The organism is Lentibacillus kapialis, assembly GCF_014646635.1.
In the GTDB taxonomy this organism is placed as follows: Bacteria; Bacillota; Bacilli; order Bacillales; family Amphibacillaceae; genus Lentibacillus; species Lentibacillus kapialis.
The window spans coordinates 13288-30488 of sequence record NZ_BMNQ01000044.1 but is presented as its reverse complement, the minus strand read 5'-3'; the positions used below and the strand labels follow the sequence as shown (position 1 = coordinate 30488).

At 38.8% G+C, this 17201-nt stretch carries 18 protein-coding genes; 2 read left to right on the top strand and 16 right to left on the bottom strand.

What is annotated here, in order from left to right; all coding sequences use genetic code 11:
- Window positions 1–61: 61 nt before the first annotated feature.
- The 12 genes from IEW67_RS13145 to IEW67_RS13090 form a co-directional block, all read right to left on the bottom strand.
- Window positions 62–1102: a UxaA family hydrolase gene (locus tag IEW67_RS13145; protein ID WP_188633539.1), complete on the bottom strand. Its 1041-nt coding sequence runs from the start codon at window positions 1100–1102 to the stop codon at window positions 62–64.
- A gap of 153 nt (window positions 1103–1255) precedes the next feature.
- Window positions 1256–2725 carry an alpha-ketoglutaric semialdehyde dehydrogenase GucD gene (gene gucD / locus IEW67_RS13140; RefSeq protein ID WP_188633538.1) on the bottom strand — a complete coding sequence of 490 codons (1470 nt, stop codon included), beginning with the start codon at window positions 2723–2725 and terminating at the stop codon, window positions 1256–1258.
- A gap of 122 nt (window positions 2726–2847) precedes the next feature.
- Window positions 2848–3612, bottom strand: a complete 765-nt coding sequence (locus tag IEW67_RS13135) for an SDR family NAD(P)-dependent oxidoreductase (RefSeq protein WP_188633537.1) — start codon at window positions 3610–3612, stop codon at window positions 2848–2850.
- 15 nt (window positions 3613–3627) lie between these two features.
- Window positions 3628–4908, bottom strand: coding sequence for a TRAP transporter large permease (locus IEW67_RS13130; protein WP_188633536.1), 1281 nt, complete (start codon window positions 4906–4908; stop codon window positions 3628–3630).
- Window positions 4909–5394, bottom strand: coding sequence for a TRAP transporter small permease (locus tag IEW67_RS13125; protein WP_188633535.1), 486 nt, complete (start codon window positions 5392–5394; stop codon window positions 4909–4911). It lies immediately after the preceding gene.
- Window positions 5395–5496: 102 nt separating this feature from the next.
- Entirely contained in the window at window positions 5497–6546 is a 1050-nt protein-coding gene (locus IEW67_RS13120; RefSeq protein ID WP_188633534.1) for a C4-dicarboxylate TRAP transporter substrate-binding protein, read from the bottom strand.
- Between the two features lie 266 nt (window positions 6547–6812).
- Window positions 6813–7568: an IclR family transcriptional regulator gene (locus IEW67_RS13115; protein ID WP_188633533.1), complete on the bottom strand. Its 756-nt coding sequence runs from the start codon at window positions 7566–7568 to the stop codon at window positions 6813–6815.
- Window positions 7569–7741: 173 nt separating this feature from the next.
- Window positions 7742–8065 (bottom strand): hypothetical protein, encoded by a 324-nt coding sequence (locus IEW67_RS13110; protein ID WP_188633532.1) that lies wholly within the window; start codon window positions 8063–8065, stop codon window positions 7742–7744.
- Window position 8066: 1 nt separating this feature from the next.
- On the bottom strand, window positions 8067–8492 hold the full coding sequence (locus tag IEW67_RS13105; protein WP_373288541.1) for a hypothetical protein: 426 nt from the start codon (window positions 8490–8492) through the stop codon (window positions 8067–8069).
- A 758-nt stretch (window positions 8493–9250) separates the two neighbouring features.
- On the bottom strand, window positions 9251–9841 hold the full coding sequence (locus IEW67_RS13100) for a hypothetical protein (RefSeq protein WP_188633530.1): 591 nt from the start codon (window positions 9839–9841) through the stop codon (window positions 9251–9253).
- A 208-nt stretch (window positions 9842–10049) separates the two neighbouring features.
- On the bottom strand, window positions 10050–11018 hold the full coding sequence (locus tag IEW67_RS13095) for a DnaD domain-containing protein (protein WP_188633529.1): 969 nt from the start codon (window positions 11016–11018) through the stop codon (window positions 10050–10052).
- A 67-nt stretch (window positions 11019–11085) separates the two neighbouring features.
- Window positions 11086–11640 (bottom strand): sigma-70 family RNA polymerase sigma factor, encoded by a 555-nt coding sequence (locus IEW67_RS13090; RefSeq protein ID WP_188633528.1) that lies wholly within the window; start codon window positions 11638–11640, stop codon window positions 11086–11088.
- Window positions 11641–12058: 418 nt separating this feature from the next.
- Between IEW67_RS13090 and IEW67_RS13085 the strand changes: the two genes are divergently transcribed.
- Together IEW67_RS13085 and IEW67_RS13080 are read left to right on the top strand one after the other, a co-directional pair.
- The gene (locus IEW67_RS13085; RefSeq protein ID WP_188633527.1) at window positions 12059–12307 is read left to right on the top strand and encodes a helix-turn-helix domain-containing protein; all 249 of its coding nucleotides are present in this window, start codon (window positions 12059–12061) and stop codon (window positions 12305–12307) included.
- A 79-nt stretch (window positions 12308–12386) separates the two neighbouring features.
- Entirely contained in the window at window positions 12387–12884 is a 498-nt protein-coding gene (locus IEW67_RS13080) for a competence protein ComK (RefSeq protein WP_188633526.1), read from the top strand.
- Between the two features lie 218 nt (window positions 12885–13102).
- On the opposite strand, the gene IEW67_RS13075 is transcribed toward IEW67_RS13080, so the two are convergent.
- From IEW67_RS13075 to IEW67_RS13060, 4 genes are all read right to left on the bottom strand, one after another.
- Window positions 13103–13909, bottom strand: coding sequence for a BtpA/SgcQ family protein (locus tag IEW67_RS13075; RefSeq protein WP_188633525.1), 807 nt, complete (start codon window positions 13907–13909; stop codon window positions 13103–13105).
- Between the two features lie 2 nt (window positions 13910–13911).
- Window positions 13912–14889 carry an IF-2B domain-containing protein gene (locus IEW67_RS13070; RefSeq protein ID WP_188633524.1) on the bottom strand — a complete coding sequence of 326 codons (978 nt, stop codon included), beginning with the start codon at window positions 14887–14889 and terminating at the stop codon, window positions 13912–13914.
- A 51-nt stretch (window positions 14890–14940) separates the two neighbouring features.
- Complete coding sequence (locus IEW67_RS13065; RefSeq protein WP_188633523.1) at window positions 14941–15876, bottom strand: ribokinase; 936 nt, start codon at window positions 15874–15876, stop codon at window positions 14941–14943.
- A gap of 351 nt (window positions 15877–16227) precedes the next feature.
- Window positions 16228–17193, bottom strand: a complete 966-nt coding sequence (locus tag IEW67_RS13060; RefSeq protein ID WP_188633522.1) for a carbohydrate kinase family protein — start codon at window positions 17191–17193, stop codon at window positions 16228–16230.
- Window positions 17194–17201: the final 8 nt, after the last annotated feature.

Here is a 17201-nt window from a genome sequence, read left to right as displayed (position 1 = left end):
TTTTTCGAAACAATGTGATCAATTATTTATGAATCTGAGATAATGTGAATAGACTGGCATATTATTTCAGATTTTTGGCTGGATTAGTCAGAAAAATGGTGGCTGGAATAAAGTACTGATTTACATCAATAAGTTCGTCAAATGAGCTTTCGTTATCTTGAGGTGTTACCGTCATACAAGGCAAAGTAATTGACCCTGTCAAGACCCCCCTATCACTTACGATCAACACAATATTACAACCACTTGAAGCCATTTTTGATAGCGATTCCACAACATTGCTAGAAATGTTCATTATATAGAGCCCATTCTCTTTTGGAATCTCTCCATAATCTATTACACTATTTATTGGAACTGATCCTGTCGTTTTCGATTCAAGTGTCGCCAGTTTTGTTTCCTCTTCAGTAAACTCATTGTCCTTAGTTGTTATATCTGGATCTTTCCAACGTAAACGATGTAACCCCTTACTAGATTTTATTACCTTTTCTTTTTCAGTCGTATCAATCATTCGTTCCGACAATAAATTTCCAGCAGACTCTAGTGTTTTAGAAAGACCCAAGACCACCTTTGCATCGTTTTCAACTAATTTGTCGACAACCTCTCCTATGACCGGACCGGTTTTCGTTAATGAATCCTGATCCGCGTCAACGTTCATAATCCCTACCGTTAACCTTGATAAGGAAAGTGTTGTTCTTTGTTGCCCTGCTGCTTCTTTAGCCCACGTTTCGGCAATCGAAACCCCTTTTTGGATGGTATTTGTACCTCCGGCAAGTTGTTGAATACCAATTCCTTTAATTGGCTTTGTTTTCGGAATGCGCTTCAATAACCCGCTTACTTGATTAGTTTCACAACCCAACCCAACAAGCAATGCAGAGTAAATATTTGGGTTTGAAGACATACCAACAAGCATATTTCTTGTTAATTCAAAATCATCACCAAGTTGGGCGCAGCCATTTGCATGGACAATTGGAATGGTCCCACTTACCGTATCAGTTATTTCACGTACAACCGCGCTAGAACATATAACGGAAGAAACAATACCAACATAGTTTCTTGTTCCTGCTGTTCCATCGTCCCTTTTAAATCCCTCAAAAGAATAATTCATTTTGTAAACACCTCTAGTTTTAATGAACTTGTTAAATCAAGGCTTAGTTAGTATCCTAAAAAGACAACAACTCACAACTTTAATATTAGGGTGATAGCAACTTATTGTTGCTATCACCTGCTTATTTGATCGGAATTGCTAGGTTATATTTGACTATTCCTTAACAAATACTGTTTTTGTATTTGTGTAGAATTCCATCGCTGCTCTTCCTTGCTCTCTGGAGTGTGAACTTGATTGTTTCATTCCACCAAACGGTGCTTGTAGTTCCACACCAGCGCTTTCAGCATTTATACGAACCATTCCCGCATCCATGTCTTCCATAAATGAAAGCATATTGCTTATATTGGTTGTGAATATGGATGCACTTAAACCATACTCAGAATCATTTGCCATATTAAGTGCATCTTCCAACGAATCCACCTTCATTAGAGCAAGAACCGGACCAAATATTTCCTCTCGTGCAATACGCATATTCGGAGTTACATTTTCAAACACAGTTGGTTCTACATAATGTCCCTTTGTAGTGTTCGAAGAGGATGGCTTATTACCGCCAAATAATAACTTTGCTCCTTCTTCCTTTCCTATTTCAATATAGTCCAGAACAGTATTCAATTGTTTTTCACTAACTAGAGGACCCATCCAGGTTCCTTCTTCCAGACCATCTCCTACTGTGATTTCTTCAACTTTCTTCAAGAGTTTCTCTTTAAACTTGTCGTAAACATCATTTTGTACAATCACACGGCTACTAGCTGTACATTTTTGTCCTGTTGATTTCAGGCCCCCACTAACTGTAGCTTCAACTGCCAAATCAAGGTCAGCATCATTGGCAATAATTACTGGGTTTTTTCCGCCCATCTCAAGCTGATATTTAATACCTCTTGATACCGCCGCGTGGGCTAATTGTTTTCCAACAGCATTAGACCCAGTAAAAGAAATACCGTCGATTTCCGGATGCTCTACAATTTCCTGCCCGATAGCCGAACCTTTACCTGTAATCATATTGACTACGCCCGTTGGTATACCTGCATCATGCAAGCACTCAATAACCTTCGCACACGTAATAGCAGTTTCACTTGCTGGTTTAATAACAACCGTATTACCATAAATAAGAGCAGGTGCCATCTTCCAAAGTGGAATTGCTACTGGGAAATTCCACGGAGTAACTATACCGACTACCCCCAACGGAGCTCTTGACGTAAACATAAGTGCACCGGAATCAGAAGAAGGTATCACGTTACCATTGGATCTCATTCCTTCACCAGCGTAATATTTTAAAAGAGCCACCCCCCTTGTAGTTTCTCCTTTTGCTTCAGGAAATGTTTTTCCCATCTCTTTTGTCATGGCAGAAGCTACATCATCGATCCGATTTTCCAGTATGGAGGCAGCCTTAAACAAATGCTCCCCTCTTACACTTCCCGAAAGCTTCTGCCATCCTTTTTGAGCAGCACGCGCAGAAGTTGCCGCTTGATCAAAATCCTTGCTTGATGAAAGTTGATAGAATCCTATAATCTCATCCTGGTTTGCTGGATTATTACTTGTACCAACTTCTCCAGTTTCAGAAGCAACCCATTCTCCGTTAATAAAGTTTAGGTATGTTTTTAGTTTCACATCAGTTTTAGCCATAATATTCCTCCTAGTGTTGTTTATGAATGTTGAATGTAATAATCTACTACCCAAAATCCCTTTAACTATCTAACAAAATACGAGCTATCATAAATTCATAGAGTCACATATTTATCAACACCTTATTTTCCATTTACTACCCCCCCATCAATATATATAGGAGACCCCATCATGAACTTTGACTCGTCCGAAGCCAAGTATAACGCTGCATAAGCGACGTCTATTGGTTTTCCAAGCTCATCGCCTAACTGACGTTTTTTAATAGTAGATATTGTGGCTTCGGGCTCAGGGGCTTTTGAAATATAATCTTCCACAAAAGGAGTATAAATCGTACCTGGCATTAAAGCATTTATGCGCAAATTATATTTTGCATAATCTACTTGCATGGATTTTGTTAATGATAATACTGCACCTTTGGTCGCTGCATAGGAGGCACGATTTGCCAATCCTATTTCAGCAATACAAGAAGACATATTAATAATTGTTCCCGACCTTTGTTCCATCATATGGGGAACCACATATTTTGAAACGAGGAACACCCCATTCACATTTACTTTAAATACTTGTTCCCACGTCGCTAAGTCTATCTCTTGAAGCTGACCAACTCCACTAATTCCAGCATTGTTGAAAAGAACATCAATTCTTCCAAACCTTTTAATAACCTTGTCAACCAGGTACCTTACATCTTCGGTTTTCGTAACATTCCCCTGGATAAAAAGCGCCGTACCATTATTTGAATGAATTTCGTCAATTGTCTGTTGGCCGGAATCTTCATTCAAATCGTTTACAATAACGGTGGCACCTTCTTTTGCGAACAATATAGCTGTTTCCTTCCCAATTCCAGATCCTGCACCAGTAATAATGACAACTTTATCTTCTAATCTCATTCGCTATCTCCTTTATTAAAAAGTATTAGGCAACCACATGGATAAGCTCGGGATAAATGCTATCAGAAATGCAACAACAACTAGTAAAATTAGAAATGGTGAACTAGCAACCACAAATTTCTCGACCTTTGTATTGGTAATGGAGCATGTTGTATACATAACCGTCCCAAGTGGTGGTGTTAAGGTACCGATACTTATACAAACAATAAAAAATATCCCGAAATGAACTGGGTCTATCCCATATTCCAGCAACATTGGCATAAACAAAGGAGTTAATATAATAATCGATACATTACCTTCAATAAACATTCCAATAATAAGTAAGAATATGAGAACAACAAAGAAAAACATAATTGGTGAAGATATATATTCGACCATAAACATTGTCATTCTCTGCGGAACTCGCTCCAATGTTAACACCCAAGCAAATGCCGATCCTGCAGCAATTATAATTAATATTGCTGCAGCGGTATGTACCGTTTCAATAAGAGCACTGATAAGTTGAGACAGTTTCATTTCCCGATAAACAATTAACCCCAAAAATAACGCATAAAAAACTGCGATAGCACCTGCTTCAGTTGCACTAAAAATTCCAAAGCGAATACCACCAATAATAATAACCGGCAATAATAGAGCAAGAAATGCATCTTTTAAAGTTAAGAAAAAATACTTCAGTGTTGTTTTCTCTTTGCTTTCTGTTTCTATCTTATGTTTTTTTGCATAGACATGTACGTAAACCATAAAGCTTATACAAAGTATGGCCCCCGGAATTATTCCCGCTAAAAACATACTTCCAATAGAAACATTTCCAATAAATCCATATAAGATTAAAGCAATTCCCGGTGGTATAATGGGGGTAATTAAAGAGGTGCCCGCTGTTAAAGCTGTTGAAAAGGCACGGCTATAACCTTTTCTCTCCATTTCTGGAACTAAAATTTTCGATTGCATTGCTGCGTCTGCAATATTCGAACCGGAAAGTCCACCCATCAATGTACTAAGAACTACGTTAACTTGTGCTAATGATCCAGGAAGGCGATTCGTTACCATTTGTGCAAATGTAAGCATTCTGCTGGTTATTCCTGTGTAGTTCATTAAAATACCTGCTGTAATAAAGAAGATTATAGCAAGTAATGGAATTGACTCAATCCCGCCAATCATTCTTTGGACTAAAATTTCGGATGAATAACCATCATTAAAAAAGATGTAAGCAACAGAACTTATAATTAAAGCGAAAGCTATTGGAACATTGAGTAAGAAAAGCCCTAGTAGTATAAGTAGTGCAACAGTTAAAGCCATTTATTGTCCACCTCCTTCTTCCCGAAATTCAGTACGTAAAAATATTAATAATTTCCTTGTAAAGTGTATAGCTGTTATTGCCCCACCAATTGGAATAGCAATGTTAATCCATTGATAGCTAATACCTAAAATAGGTGTTAATTTACCTGTTGCCGTTAAAGTTAAATTAGAGCCAAGATAAATAAAAACGTAAATGAGCACATAATAAATGGCAGCTGCCCGAATAAATTCACTAAAAATCCGAAGGGGCGTTGGTAGTTTTTTAACAAAGAAATCCACGCCTACGTGACCTTCACGTTTCATCGTTGAGCTTATTCCTATAAACACAAACCATACGAATAATCCAAGTGCAACTTCCATAGACCATGCAATTGGTGTATTGAATATATATCTGAACAGGACATTAAGCCCCGTTAGCAGAATCACACCCACAAGTGCGATTGTAGACACTGCATCATCTACTGCATTAAGGCTTCTTTTTATCACCTTCTTTCACTCCCTCCCAGGTAAAGCCTATTGTCTTATAAAGATAGAAGGGCAGGTAGCTTAATCAGTTAGCATACATGCCCACACCTCTTTTAAAAATACCTAATCATTACGTTTATTTAGTAATTTCTGAATTTCATCGTATAGACCTGGTGTCCATTTAGGAAATTCATTATATACGCTTTGTACTTTTTCTTTAAATGCTTCTGTATCAACTTCGTGAACCTTTACGCCCGCCGCTTTAAACTCTTCTAATACTGTTGCACTCTCATCTTCTAAGACACCTCGAGCATATTTATTAGCTTCATTACCCGTTTCTCTTAAAATTTGGACTAAATCATCAGGAATCGTTTCGATAAATTCCGTCCCCGTGATCCAGGAGGTAATAAACTTTTGGTGACCCGTTAAAGAAAGATGTTTTGAAACCTCATGCGCTTTGACTCCCTGCAGAACTGGAAGTGGATTCTCAGCTCCATTCACAAGACCTTGCTGAAGGGCGGTATATAATTCTCCTAAAGGATAGGGAGTAGCAGATGCCCCCATTGCATTGAATGTTTTAATTGACATTTGATTGTCTGGAACACGTATCTTTAATCCCTTAAGATCTTCTGGAGACGTTACCTTCTTATTTGTTAAAAGATGGCGTTCTCCGTAAACCGTCGTAGGATTTATAATTTCGATATTCTGTTTGCGTAAATCATCTCTTATTCCTTCAAACCAATCTGTTTTTGTTAAATACTGCAATTCATCAAAGTCTTCAACCAGATAAGGAGCCGTTAAAATTCCTGCGTCTGGAACGTAATCCATTAAGAAATCATACCCAGCCATAACAATGACATTATTACCCGTGACAGCCTGTTCCACAACATCTTTCTCTGCCCCTAATTGTGAACTTGGATAAAGTTTCAATTTCAGTCGACCTTCACTCTTTTCTTCAGCAAGCTCTTTCCATTTTGAAGCTAGTTTGCCTATAGGCTCGTCAGGTTGGTTTCCAAAAGCAATGTTGACTGTATATGTTTTGCCTTTATCAGATTTAGCTTCCGCATCACCAGACTCCGTATTGCTCTCATCTGTTTTCGAAGAACAAGCAACAGTGAAGACTAACAATAGAATTACCAAAAAACTAAGTTTCACCTTCATGGTTTTCTTCATATGAATCTCTCCTTTAACCAACACTAATATTTAACTATTTAAATGATTCGGAATTATTAGTGTGTAGAATTTCGATTGAATTTAACTTAAAAAATAATCTTTATCCGCTCCTTACAACTTCAATATTTCATTTAAACTACTACTAAACTTAAGACGCAGCCAGGTGTGTAAGCCATCCATTTACTGTATACTATCACCTCCCTTGATGCCCTGAAGACAAAGAATTTCTTTGGTATTCGAACCTAGACATTAGTAAGCACCTTATTTCATACATGACTATTTATTGAAAGTTCTTTCGCTAAGGCGATTATTTCATTCTTACAGACCTCACTTTTTTCGTCCCAATTATCTAGGGGCATTGTGAAGCTTACAGCAGCTATAATATCATTTCTTTCATTCCAAACTGGTGCAGCAATACAAGTAAAACCTTTTACAGCTTCTTGGTTCTCAATAATATAACCCTTATTCCTTAAATCGTTTAATTGTTTTTGTAAATCATCTAAGTTATCTACTGTATTATCCGTTATCTTATCGAACCCATTCACTTTATACATTTCATATAATTCATTCCTTGAAAAGGTAGACAACATTGTTTTACCCATTGCTGTGGCATGTGCTGGCAGCCTCATACCAGGTTCCGATACAATCCTTACTCTCGAATACCCTTCTTTTTTTGCTATATATATAATCTCATTCCCTTCTAAAATTGAAAGTTGAATAGTTTCCTCTACTTTTTTTATTGTTTTTTCTGCTTCCCTATTAAAAAGCCTTGTTAAATCAAACTGTTGAATATATTGGGCACTTAAAAACCCTAGTTTAGGCCCTAAAGAGTAAGTTTGATCGTTCTCTTTATAGACCCAACCTAATTCTTCCAACGTGGTTAATATAGAAAAAAGAGAACTTTTATTTATATTACTTTTATTTGAAATATCTATTAGCTTTAGTTGTCGTGGTTCTTTCGCAATCATTGTCACAATAATATCAGCTCTTTCAATTGCTGGTACCCAATACTTTTTCTTCATGCTACCCCTCTTTGGTTTACTATTATAAACTTAGTTTTGAATCCGTTTTCAATATTAAATTTACCATGAAAATTTATAAGAATCAAGTGAATTCTAAAATTTTTTAATCTTATTTATTACTTGACTCTTGCATTTTATAAAACGACCTCAAGAAAGCACAGACGCCTCCCATGTCACCGGTCTGGTTTTTTAAAAAATGAGGCTGTGAGCTTTAATTGCTTCAGCACATCGGCAATTGGTTTTTCGGCTAATGCCTGCTCATAGGCATAGACGACACTCCGGCAGAGATAGTCCTTGCGGACTCGCCGAACAACATCGCCAATCGTGGTTGGAATGCCGGGCTGTTTCCACTCCAGACGCTGATATTCTAGGAAATTATACGTCAGGAATTGGATGCACCAGTAGCGCTCGATGCCTTTGTGCGAAAGCAATTGGTATTGGTCAAAACCCAGTAAATCCTTGAAGAAACGATATCCGGTTCCAATATGCCAGCGCACGTCATAATAGCTCAGGATGGTAACTCTCGTCCAAGCTGCAATCAGTGCATAGGATACAAAATGGCGTTTTGCTTGAATCGAATTCACCTTCCCAGAACAACAGGGCTTTGGCATTCTCGATGTCGCTCAATTTTCCTTCATACGTATACAGTTTATAGGTATGATCACGCGCCGTGACGGAGCGCGTATCGGATGTCCGCATAAAGTCAGAAGCAAATTTGGATATTTTGATACCGATACCGGCCGGGTATATTTTTCGGTTGACTCTTAAACCGCCAATCACATGATACCCTTTGGCAGCACAAGCATCGATGATAAGCTTTCTGCTTGTGTACCAACTGTCCACCAAAACGTAAACCTGTTCATCGGTTGGTGATTCGTAATCCTTGATCAGTTCGATAGCCAGGTCATTTTTGCCTTTAAACATGAGGCCGTGTTCTTCGCAATAGGATTCCCAGAAACAGGAACGGAAATCCCAGGCAAACGAGTATTCTTCACTGACCAGATGAGCCGTCACAACACAATGAGACCAAACCGTTTTCCCGTGAATGTGAAAAGTGGTCGTCCAATCCTTAAGCGAGGTGTCATTCTATTTTCAGGTAAACATTCCAAAACTAGTCATGGACCAACATAATGTGACAACATAATTTTTGCAAGAGTCAAGAATGAACGTCATTTTTATCAACTTTTACTTTTTTGGATCTAAACGGATTTGACTTAGTAGCAGAAGATGAGGAAGTGGTTCAATTTGTACTATCCATAGCAAATGATGAAACAAGGCCACCATTTAAAGAAGTTGTTCACTGGATTAATAAACATGCTCACGCAAGAAAAGGAATACACACAAATAAAGAATAACCATAACGTTTTATATTATTAAGACCTTGCTAGCGCAAAAATAGTTGCGGCCAGTCACCATGCTTGACTGCAACAGCTGGGAATATCTGCGGGGGAATATTGGGGGGATGATTTGCCTATGCGTTTTACTATTAAAAAGATTTGCACGATAATCAACCCAAAAACAAAAAAGTGTCATGCACAGCTGTAATGACACTTTTTTAACGGGAACCTATAGATTGTCTATTGTCGTGTCTCGTGATGAAGCAGCCTTCCACATACCGATAACATTTGGAAAGTGACAGACACCCATGACCAACCTTTATTTGCAGCAAAATAGTGCCAGCGCTATACTGACATTTGCTTTATGAAATCATCTATGTGTGTTTGCAAAACATTTATCTTATTAACAAGTTCTTTTCTTGTTTCATTTGAAAGAACTTCAGGGTTTTCCAAAGCGAGGCAATCTACCAAGTTGTTGCAGTTCCTTTCAATGCTTTTTACGTACTTTTGTATCTGTTTTTCGTCAACCATCTGAAGTGTGTACTTCTCCATTTCAATTTTTAATTCATTCACTCTATTTTGAACATTGTTGTATTCTTTTTTTATTTTATTCGTCCACTTTGAAATTTTAGCCAAATCGCCTTGTTGTAAATCATACTTCTTTTGCAATTCTTCTAATGCCGTTATGAGTTCCGGGTTCTTTAGTTTCGCTATATGATCGATCCTTGTTTTCTTGGATGACTGGATTTTAACATGGGATGGATCGGCTAACTCCTGTTTCTCCGGAAGACATATTAAATTATCGAAATACACAGCTTCTGAATCAGATAGATGATATTGTTGTAATTTTTGAACTCCACTCCTTAAGACTTCATATTCATACTCAGACATTTGGTCAGCTGCATTGCTTAATCTGTACTCTCTTGTTGTCTCCATAAACAAGCATTCCTCCTTTTTTTAATACATATTACTTAGGAAGATTGTCCTATTCATGGTTCTTTTCACAAATCAAACATTAACCTAACTCTGGTTCATGAACCTCAATAAAACGGCGCATAGAGGTATTCGAATCCACATTGTGAAACACAAATAAAAGAGTTGAAAAGTTCGACAAAACTCGGGAAGTGACAGGCACCCCTACCCCTCACCCGCTCCGATACTTCTCCAGCAACGCTTCCACTTCTCCCCAGTCTGCCTCCTGATCCCGCGACTCCCTCGCCGCTTGTTCCTGCTCCCGCTTCCATTTCTCCTGACGCTTTTGCTCCTTGAACCATTCCGGCACGACTTCCGCCTTCCCAGCCCCATACGAAGGCTGCTGCCGGCTACGGCGAAATGCCGCTTCTTCCGCCCGTGCTGCTTCCACACTCGTGATGCCCTTCTGCGCCCAGGCTTGCAGAATCCCCTTCACATAGCCCCAGTTGCGCTTGCCGCGTTCAAGCGCCCGTCTCATGGCGTCCAAAACGAGTTCTTCGCCGACATCATCCACCCAATTCAGCAATGCATCAGACACAAACGGGCTGATGACGCCAAAGTTGTCCTGGTAAAACACGAACGCATCCGTGGTTGAACCAGTATCATATCGTTTCGTATCGTTTGGTTTTGTATTGTCTTTCTTTTGTTTAACTAATGGGACCGTGTTCGGGCTCGTATGGTGGCTCGCCTCCTGGTTCATACGCCGGCCCGCACCCCGGTCCATACCCCGGTTCACATCCCGGTTCACACCTTGGTCTGCATTCACGCCCACACACCCGTCCGCCGATTCGCCCGCTTTCCGGTCCGCACCCTGCCCCGCATCAGCACCCATCCCACAGCTTGCATGCTGGTCCATTCCTTGTGACAAGCCAGCCATCCGATACGCCGGTGCCTGGCCATTGCCGCGGGATTCATACGTTATATACCCTTTGTCCTTCAATTCTGTTCGCGCTCGCTTAAATGAGCTCTCGGTCAGCCCTGCTTTCAATCGCAAAACCGGTGCGGCTACTGTAAACGACTCGATCCACATCGCCTTATTGTTAATATGCATCAGTGCGTGCCATAGGGTTACGGCAGATGCCGATAATGGATTGCGTTCAATGTGATCATAAAAAGCATTGATTTCCTTTATGTAATTCACGGGGTTCATCCTTTCTGTTATGTGCTCTCCCCCCGTCCAGGAGGGAGTTAATCATTCTGACATCATGTTATTGATACAGCCTGGCTAAAACGTCCCCTTCATCCTTCAACTTCCGTCTGGCTCCGCGTCCCCAGCTCTTCACCGCCTCAACGGATACGCCTTCCTGCCGGGCAATTTCACCTAAAGGCATCCCCTCGATAATATAGCCTTGCACCCACTTCCACTGCTTGTCCGTTAATTTCGATTGCACACGCTTCCAAAACGCATCATCCGTCAGCATAACGCCTGATGGATCGACCAGCGGATGTTTCCACTGCCCGCTGCGATTGCCATTATCGATGGTACATATGGCTTCATGAATCATCTCTTGCTGGTGGCGGTCTTCTGTCGTTTTCTTTCGGAGCATGTCGATGAGGCGGTTGCGAATGGTGTAATTGAAGTATGTTGCCATCGGGCCTTTGTCCGGTTCGTATTTCTTGTAGGCCATCCACATGGCGTATATACCTTCCACATAAAATTCCCGCTGACTGTCATGAATACCGAGCTTGTGCATATGGTAATGAATCCGTCGTTCATTTTGCCGAAAAATCGCCTCAAACGACGTGTTGTTCGCGTCATGCATGCACTTCTCCCCCTTTACGGTTTTTTTAATCATAAAGGAAAGCACACGATACGACATCCAGTGTAACTTCCCCTTCACATGGGGAAAATCGGCTATTCTTATCGAATATGTCCTCAAAACGGGAGAATCCTCTGGAAAATGGTCTTTTTGACGCTTTTTGCCGAAAATTATCAGCAACATAACAGGGATCAAGTGCCGATTAAACCGGGATACGCACCTTCTCTATAAAAAAATCCCACCTGTTCAGAAGTGGAATTTTCAATAGTGGATAACGCCCCAGTAAGACCAAGTGTTCTTCCTTTTTAAAACGGATTAGAAAAAAATAGTTGATTTTTAATTATTTTTTGTCCAATCAGCCTTTTAAGGCGTGTTAATAATCATTCACAACCTGGATAATAGACAACAAGGGGAGATTGCGATGGGAGAAATAGATCAATTCAAACAATTACTGGGAAGATACTTAAGAGAAGCAAGACAGCAAAAAGGATTCACAATTCAAGAGGTGGCGGATAATGCCGAAACAGGTGTCGATCACCTGGGAAGAATTGAACGCGGCGAAAGACAGCCAACCATCTATACATTTGGGAAATTATGCGGTTACTTAGGAATGGATTCCAATTTCATTGTCGACATAGTGGATAATTTAAAAAAGCATCGTCCCGAATAACAAAAAGATGACTGACCTCCCCCCTTCTCGTATGACTCGTATACCCCCTCATACCCACCTTCAGAAGGAGCAGCCTCTCATGACACCGATCCTGAAAAACTATGTAATTAATGAAGCCACCATGGCTCTGGTGCCTGCAGCGCGGATTGATTTCGATACGATTGCCATTGAAATCAATCGAGAACTACGAATCCGGAAAACACCGCACCAGCTGCTTAGGAGTGCCTGCCTGGACAATTGGTCGACATATGACGGCCGAAGAGAAGCGGTCACGCACCATTTCGGCTTCAAACGTAAAGTACCGATCCCGATTAACCCGGGCATAAACCTCTACACCTTCCCAACCCACAGTCCATCCGATTTTGCGTGCAACTGGATTTTCCACAGTCATGTTCAGGCCTTATTGCCAGCTTTCGGTTCCTCCCAAAACACACCCGCCCAAACAACCATTATCTTTAAAAATCGACGACAGATGCCACTGGACGTATCACATTATGTACTGGCAAAACAACTGGAGCGGACAGGGATGTGTGTGGGGCGGTTTGGGAATGGTAACGTGGAAGGTATTCAGTACTGACTTATTCCGACAAAATTCGGGTGGTGACAGGCACCTTACCTGGCAAAAAAATATCCCCTTCGCCTGTGCAGTTACATTCTCCGGGAAGAACTTAGCACAGCGAAGGAAAGATCATTCAACATATTGCGCTGATATTCAGGAAGTGACAGATTTAAGAACCGCTGGCTGTAACCACATTACACACAATTGCTTTTGTGTCCAATCTGCAAATATTTCATCTAATATTTTGATTTCATTTCTCTAGCTCTCTTCACTTCATCCATGAATAGTTTTGCTCGTTCAGTATCTATAGGATTTTTCATGTCACCATTTTTAATCCATGTTGCTACACAAACCCCGTCATATTTTTGCAATAATTTGAAAACATTTTCGCTATTAGCTCCCCCTCCAAGAAATATTGGAGTGTTTCCTACTCTTTGTCGAGCTTTGGTAACCATTTCTAGGCTTTCATCCGGGGTTTTACCAGATATAAATAAGCCATCAGCAAAAGCTTCATTAACCGATTCCCATGCAGCATCTTCGATAGGCTTTCGACCCAGTGGCACGCCGTGAGTTTCATACACATCTGCAAACACCGGAATGTCACTTTTTATTCTTTTTCTTAAATTAGCTATATCAACGCATTGTGCTTCCAGCAAACCTGCACTGGTGACTTCAACACCAGTAAATAAATGTTCCACCCTTACGAAGTCTGCACCAATTGCATCAGCAACAGAAAGTCCAGCTACACCATCCCAATTCATTAGAACACCTAATGACAATTCAGGGTATTTTTGCTTTATTTCATAACCAAGCTTGGTCATATAAGCAATTGCCTCCGGGGAGGAAACTTGTTTAATAGGCATATCATTCATATTCTGAAGTACAACCCCGTCGAATCCATTTTCCAGAATCATCTCTGTTTCTTTTAGTACTTGATATAAAATATCGTCTATTCTTTCATGAGTGTGGCGATAACTTCCAGGCAGTGGGTTGGGCTGTATCATAGAATAAGCTACACAATTAGAATTCATTATATTTTCCATCTTTATTTATCACCTTTCAATGATTTATGATAGTTTATACTAATATTAAATAACTGGTTAGATGGTATTTTACCTTCTTCAGTGATAATAGCAGTTACATATTTGGGATCCAAACCTAATAATTCAGGGCATTCAAAATCCACTTGTTCTATTTCTTCTTCATGCCAATTACCAGCTAATCTGCCTTTTAAATCATTAATTACAAGCTCTTTATCATATCCATAAATCGAACGAATATCTACTTTTATCAAGGGAGTTAATGCAAAAAGGGGAACGTTAAATTCTTTACACGCAAGACCTACTATATCGGAACCCGTGGTATTAAAAACTGTTCCATCTGGAAAAAACGTTTCCGCTCCTAAAAACGCTCCGTCACAATCTTCTAAAAAATACATAATGCCTGTATCTGGTATGAATTTTACATTGTGGCCTGCTTCAATACATGTTTTTACAAAAGCCTGACCTCCATCAATACTTCTACTTTCAGGTATAATTACAGTTAAATCGCCACTTAATGGTTTTATTGATTTAAGAAATTTATCAACAGTACTTGAATAATCAAACACCATGATTTTTCTCATTTTTTCGGCAACTTTAGTTGCGTGATTAACTACCTTATCAAGATCCTCATTTGCTTTTAATAAATAATTATCTTTTATTTTAATTATTTTGGTTACAGCCTCATTAATTTTTAATTTTCTCACATCATCTATGTTTTTAGTCATAAGGTTAATTGCATTTTCAATAGCCTGACTTGCTTCCCCTCGAGTTGAAATAAAAAAATGTGTTAATGTCTGAATGTTATCTACAATTACAGATGTATCTGATTGTTTTTTCCTACCTTCCAAAGCTATTGATTCAATCATATCCGCTATCATATTTATATGTTTACTTGCTCCTAACACTCTTTGGAAAACAATATCATCAAATTTTTCTTTATTTTTCTCAGGAAGCACTTCCCTTACTACATCTATGTTCATATTCATTTCACCTTCCTACTTAGGCTATGATTCCAAAATCCAAGTCTTTGTTTAATTTGAAATTTTTTCTTTTAAAAATTTCTCATATTCTTCAAGGGTTGGCAAAGATACTTGTGCCCCCCTTTTTGTAACAGATAAAGTGGCAACGTTAACAGCATTTTTTACCGAGTGCGCTAAATCTCCGGTTCTTATCCAAAACAAGGAAACAGCTGCAACAAAGCAATCACCGGCAGCCGTTGAGTCAACAACATCCACAATAGGGGCAGCATAGAACTCTGTTGTACTTTCATTCTCTAAAACTGCACCCATGCTGCCTAAAGTTATAACTACATTATCAATTCCAAGATTTCTTATAATCGTTACAGCCTCTTTTGCAGATTCTATAGATTCTACTTCTATACCTGCCAAATAGGTTGCTTCCGACTCGTTTACAATTAGTAAATCAACTAATCCTAAAACATATTTTTCTAAACTTACAATAGGAGCTAAGTTTAATATTACTTTCTTACCCTGATTTGAAACTTTTTGAATTATATGTTCGGCAACATCCTTTTCCATCTCTAACTGAAGAACTGCGCCTTGAGCTTGTCTTAATTTCTTTTCAGCACTGTCGATGTCTTTTTTACTTAATAGTGCATTCGCTCCAACATGAGTAACTATCATATTTTCACCTTTTGGATTTACACTTATCATGGCTATACCAGTTTTACTATCTGAAGTATAATAAATGTTTTCATCATCAACTCCCTCTTTTCTAAGTTCAGCCTTCATTTCCTCACCAATTTGATCCTTACCTATTCGGCCAACCATAGCAACATTGGCATTTAATTTGGAAGCCGCAACAGCTTGGTTTGCAGCTTTTCCTCCTGGGCCAATACTAAAATTTTTAGAAGCAACCGTCTCTCCAACCGAAGGTAATTTTTCCACATAACCAACATAATCCATATTCAAGCTTCCATAAACAATAAGATCTAATTCTTCTCTCATTTTATTGCTCACGCCTTTCGAAAGACTCTATTACTAGACAGCTTACTGATATTATTAATTTAAAACCTGCGTTCCCGGAATGTATAACGAGACAGTCTACAATTACCGACAAAGCAACATTCTCCTCTCGTTACATAAATGCATATATAACGAGTTAATAATTTTGAAAATCCTGTTATACCAGCATTTCTCGTTATAAAATCGTGTTTTTTCCGGGAATCCAGGTTAAAAACTAGTTTCCTAGGATAATTTCTTTCTCACACAAACATGTTTCTAATTTAATATTAGTTTAACTATCCACCTTTTAAATATAATCATGTTTTAAAATCAATTCTGAAAGCCCAGCTCAATTTAATTTCCATAAGAAAAAGTTTTATTCTCATCAAAACTCAAACCTTTTTCTTTCATAAACTCTAATATGTTTTCACAATTTGTTACCCCGGCTCTTGGCCCCATTTTTGTAACAGCTTGCGCTGCCGCAGCATTTGCAAAAATAGATGTGTTTTTCAAATTGTTCTTTTTTGTCATTGCATAGGTAAAAGAACTGCAGAATGTATCGCCGGCTCCAGTTACATCCACGATATCTACTGGAATTCCGGGTATATGTAGATCTTCGTTTGCAGTATGAATATTAGCGCCATTATTTCCTAAAGTTATTATGACTGTTTCAACTCCACAATTTAATAATTTTTCGACAGCATCTTTATAATAATCTTTTTTTCTATATTCATTAAATCCAACTTCATTGAAAAATAGAATATCCATCTTTTTTATGAATTGTTCATCTCCAGGATCAATGTTAGCTACATCAAGGTCACAAACAAATTTTGTTCCGCCTGATTTAATATCTCTAATAATATCCAGTGCGGTGTTGTTACCAAGCCTAAGGCGCTTTATCTCTGTTACAGTTGTATAAATTATTTCAGCACCTTTCATGAGCTCAAATGCCTCGTAAGTTATATCAATATATTCAATACCTAAGTCAGGGATGAATACACTGTGATCATTTTCGGTAAGAAAGACAAGAGTTTTAGAATCTGGAAGAGCATTATCATAAAAAACGTAGCTTGTATCTATCCCGTTATCATTAAGATTACTAAGTAATTTCTGTGTTATACTTCCATCGTTTAAAAGTGTAATGAAAAACGTCGACTCTCCATATCCAGCATAAACACTAGCCGCATTAGCAATCATTCCACCTACTTGTGGCTTTAACGTTTCAACAACTAATTTTTCACTTTCATGTGGCCAATATGGAACTTTATAATATTCATCCAGTGCTACGTCTCCAACAAAAACTGAATATTTTTTTGTCAACTTTCACA

Coding starts and splice junctions, on each gene's coding strand:
- IEW67_RS13145 (WP_188633539.1), bottom strand. CDS start 1,102: ATGAATTATTCTTTTGAGGGATTTAAAAGGGACGATGGAACAGCAGGA.
- gucD (WP_188633538.1), bottom strand. CDS start 2,725: ATGGCTAAAACTGATGTGAAACTAAAAACATACCTAAACTTTATTAAC.
- IEW67_RS13135 (WP_188633537.1), bottom strand. CDS start 3,612: ATGAGATTAGAAGATAAAGTTGTCATTATTACTGGTGCAGGATCTGGA.
- IEW67_RS13130 (WP_188633536.1), bottom strand. CDS start 4,908: ATGGCTTTAACTGTTGCACTACTTATACTACTAGGGCTTTTCTTACTC.
- IEW67_RS13120 (WP_188633534.1), bottom strand. CDS start 6,546: ATGAAGAAAACCATGAAGGTGAAACTTAGTTTTTTGGTAATTCTATTG.
- IEW67_RS13115 (WP_188633533.1), bottom strand. CDS start 7,568: ATGAAGAAAAAGTATTGGGTACCAGCAATTGAAAGAGCTGATATTATT.
- IEW67_RS13105 (WP_373288541.1), bottom strand. CDS start 8,492: ATGTTTAAAGGCAAAAATGACCTGGCTATCGAACTGATCAAGGATTAC.
- IEW67_RS13100 (WP_188633530.1), bottom strand. CDS start 9,841: ATGGAGACAACAAGAGAGTACAGATTAAGCAATGCAGCTGACCAAATG.
- IEW67_RS13090 (WP_188633528.1), bottom strand. CDS start 11,640: ATGCATGACGCGAACAACACGTCGTTTGAGGCGATTTTTCGGCAAAAT.
- IEW67_RS13085 (WP_188633527.1), top strand. CDS start 12,059: ATGGGAGAAATAGATCAATTCAAACAATTACTGGGAAGATACTTAAGA.
- IEW67_RS13080 (WP_188633526.1), top strand. CDS start 12,387: ATGACACCGATCCTGAAAAACTATGTAATTAATGAAGCCACCATGGCT.
- IEW67_RS13075 (WP_188633525.1), bottom strand. CDS start 13,909: ATGGAAAATATAATGAATTCTAATTGTGTAGCTTATTCTATGATACAG.
- IEW67_RS13070 (WP_188633524.1), bottom strand. CDS start 14,889: ATGAACATAGATGTAGTAAGGGAAGTGCTTCCTGAGAAAAATAAAGAA.
- IEW67_RS13065 (WP_188633523.1), bottom strand. CDS start 15,876: ATGAGAGAAGAATTAGATCTTATTGTTTATGGAAGCTTGAATATGGAT.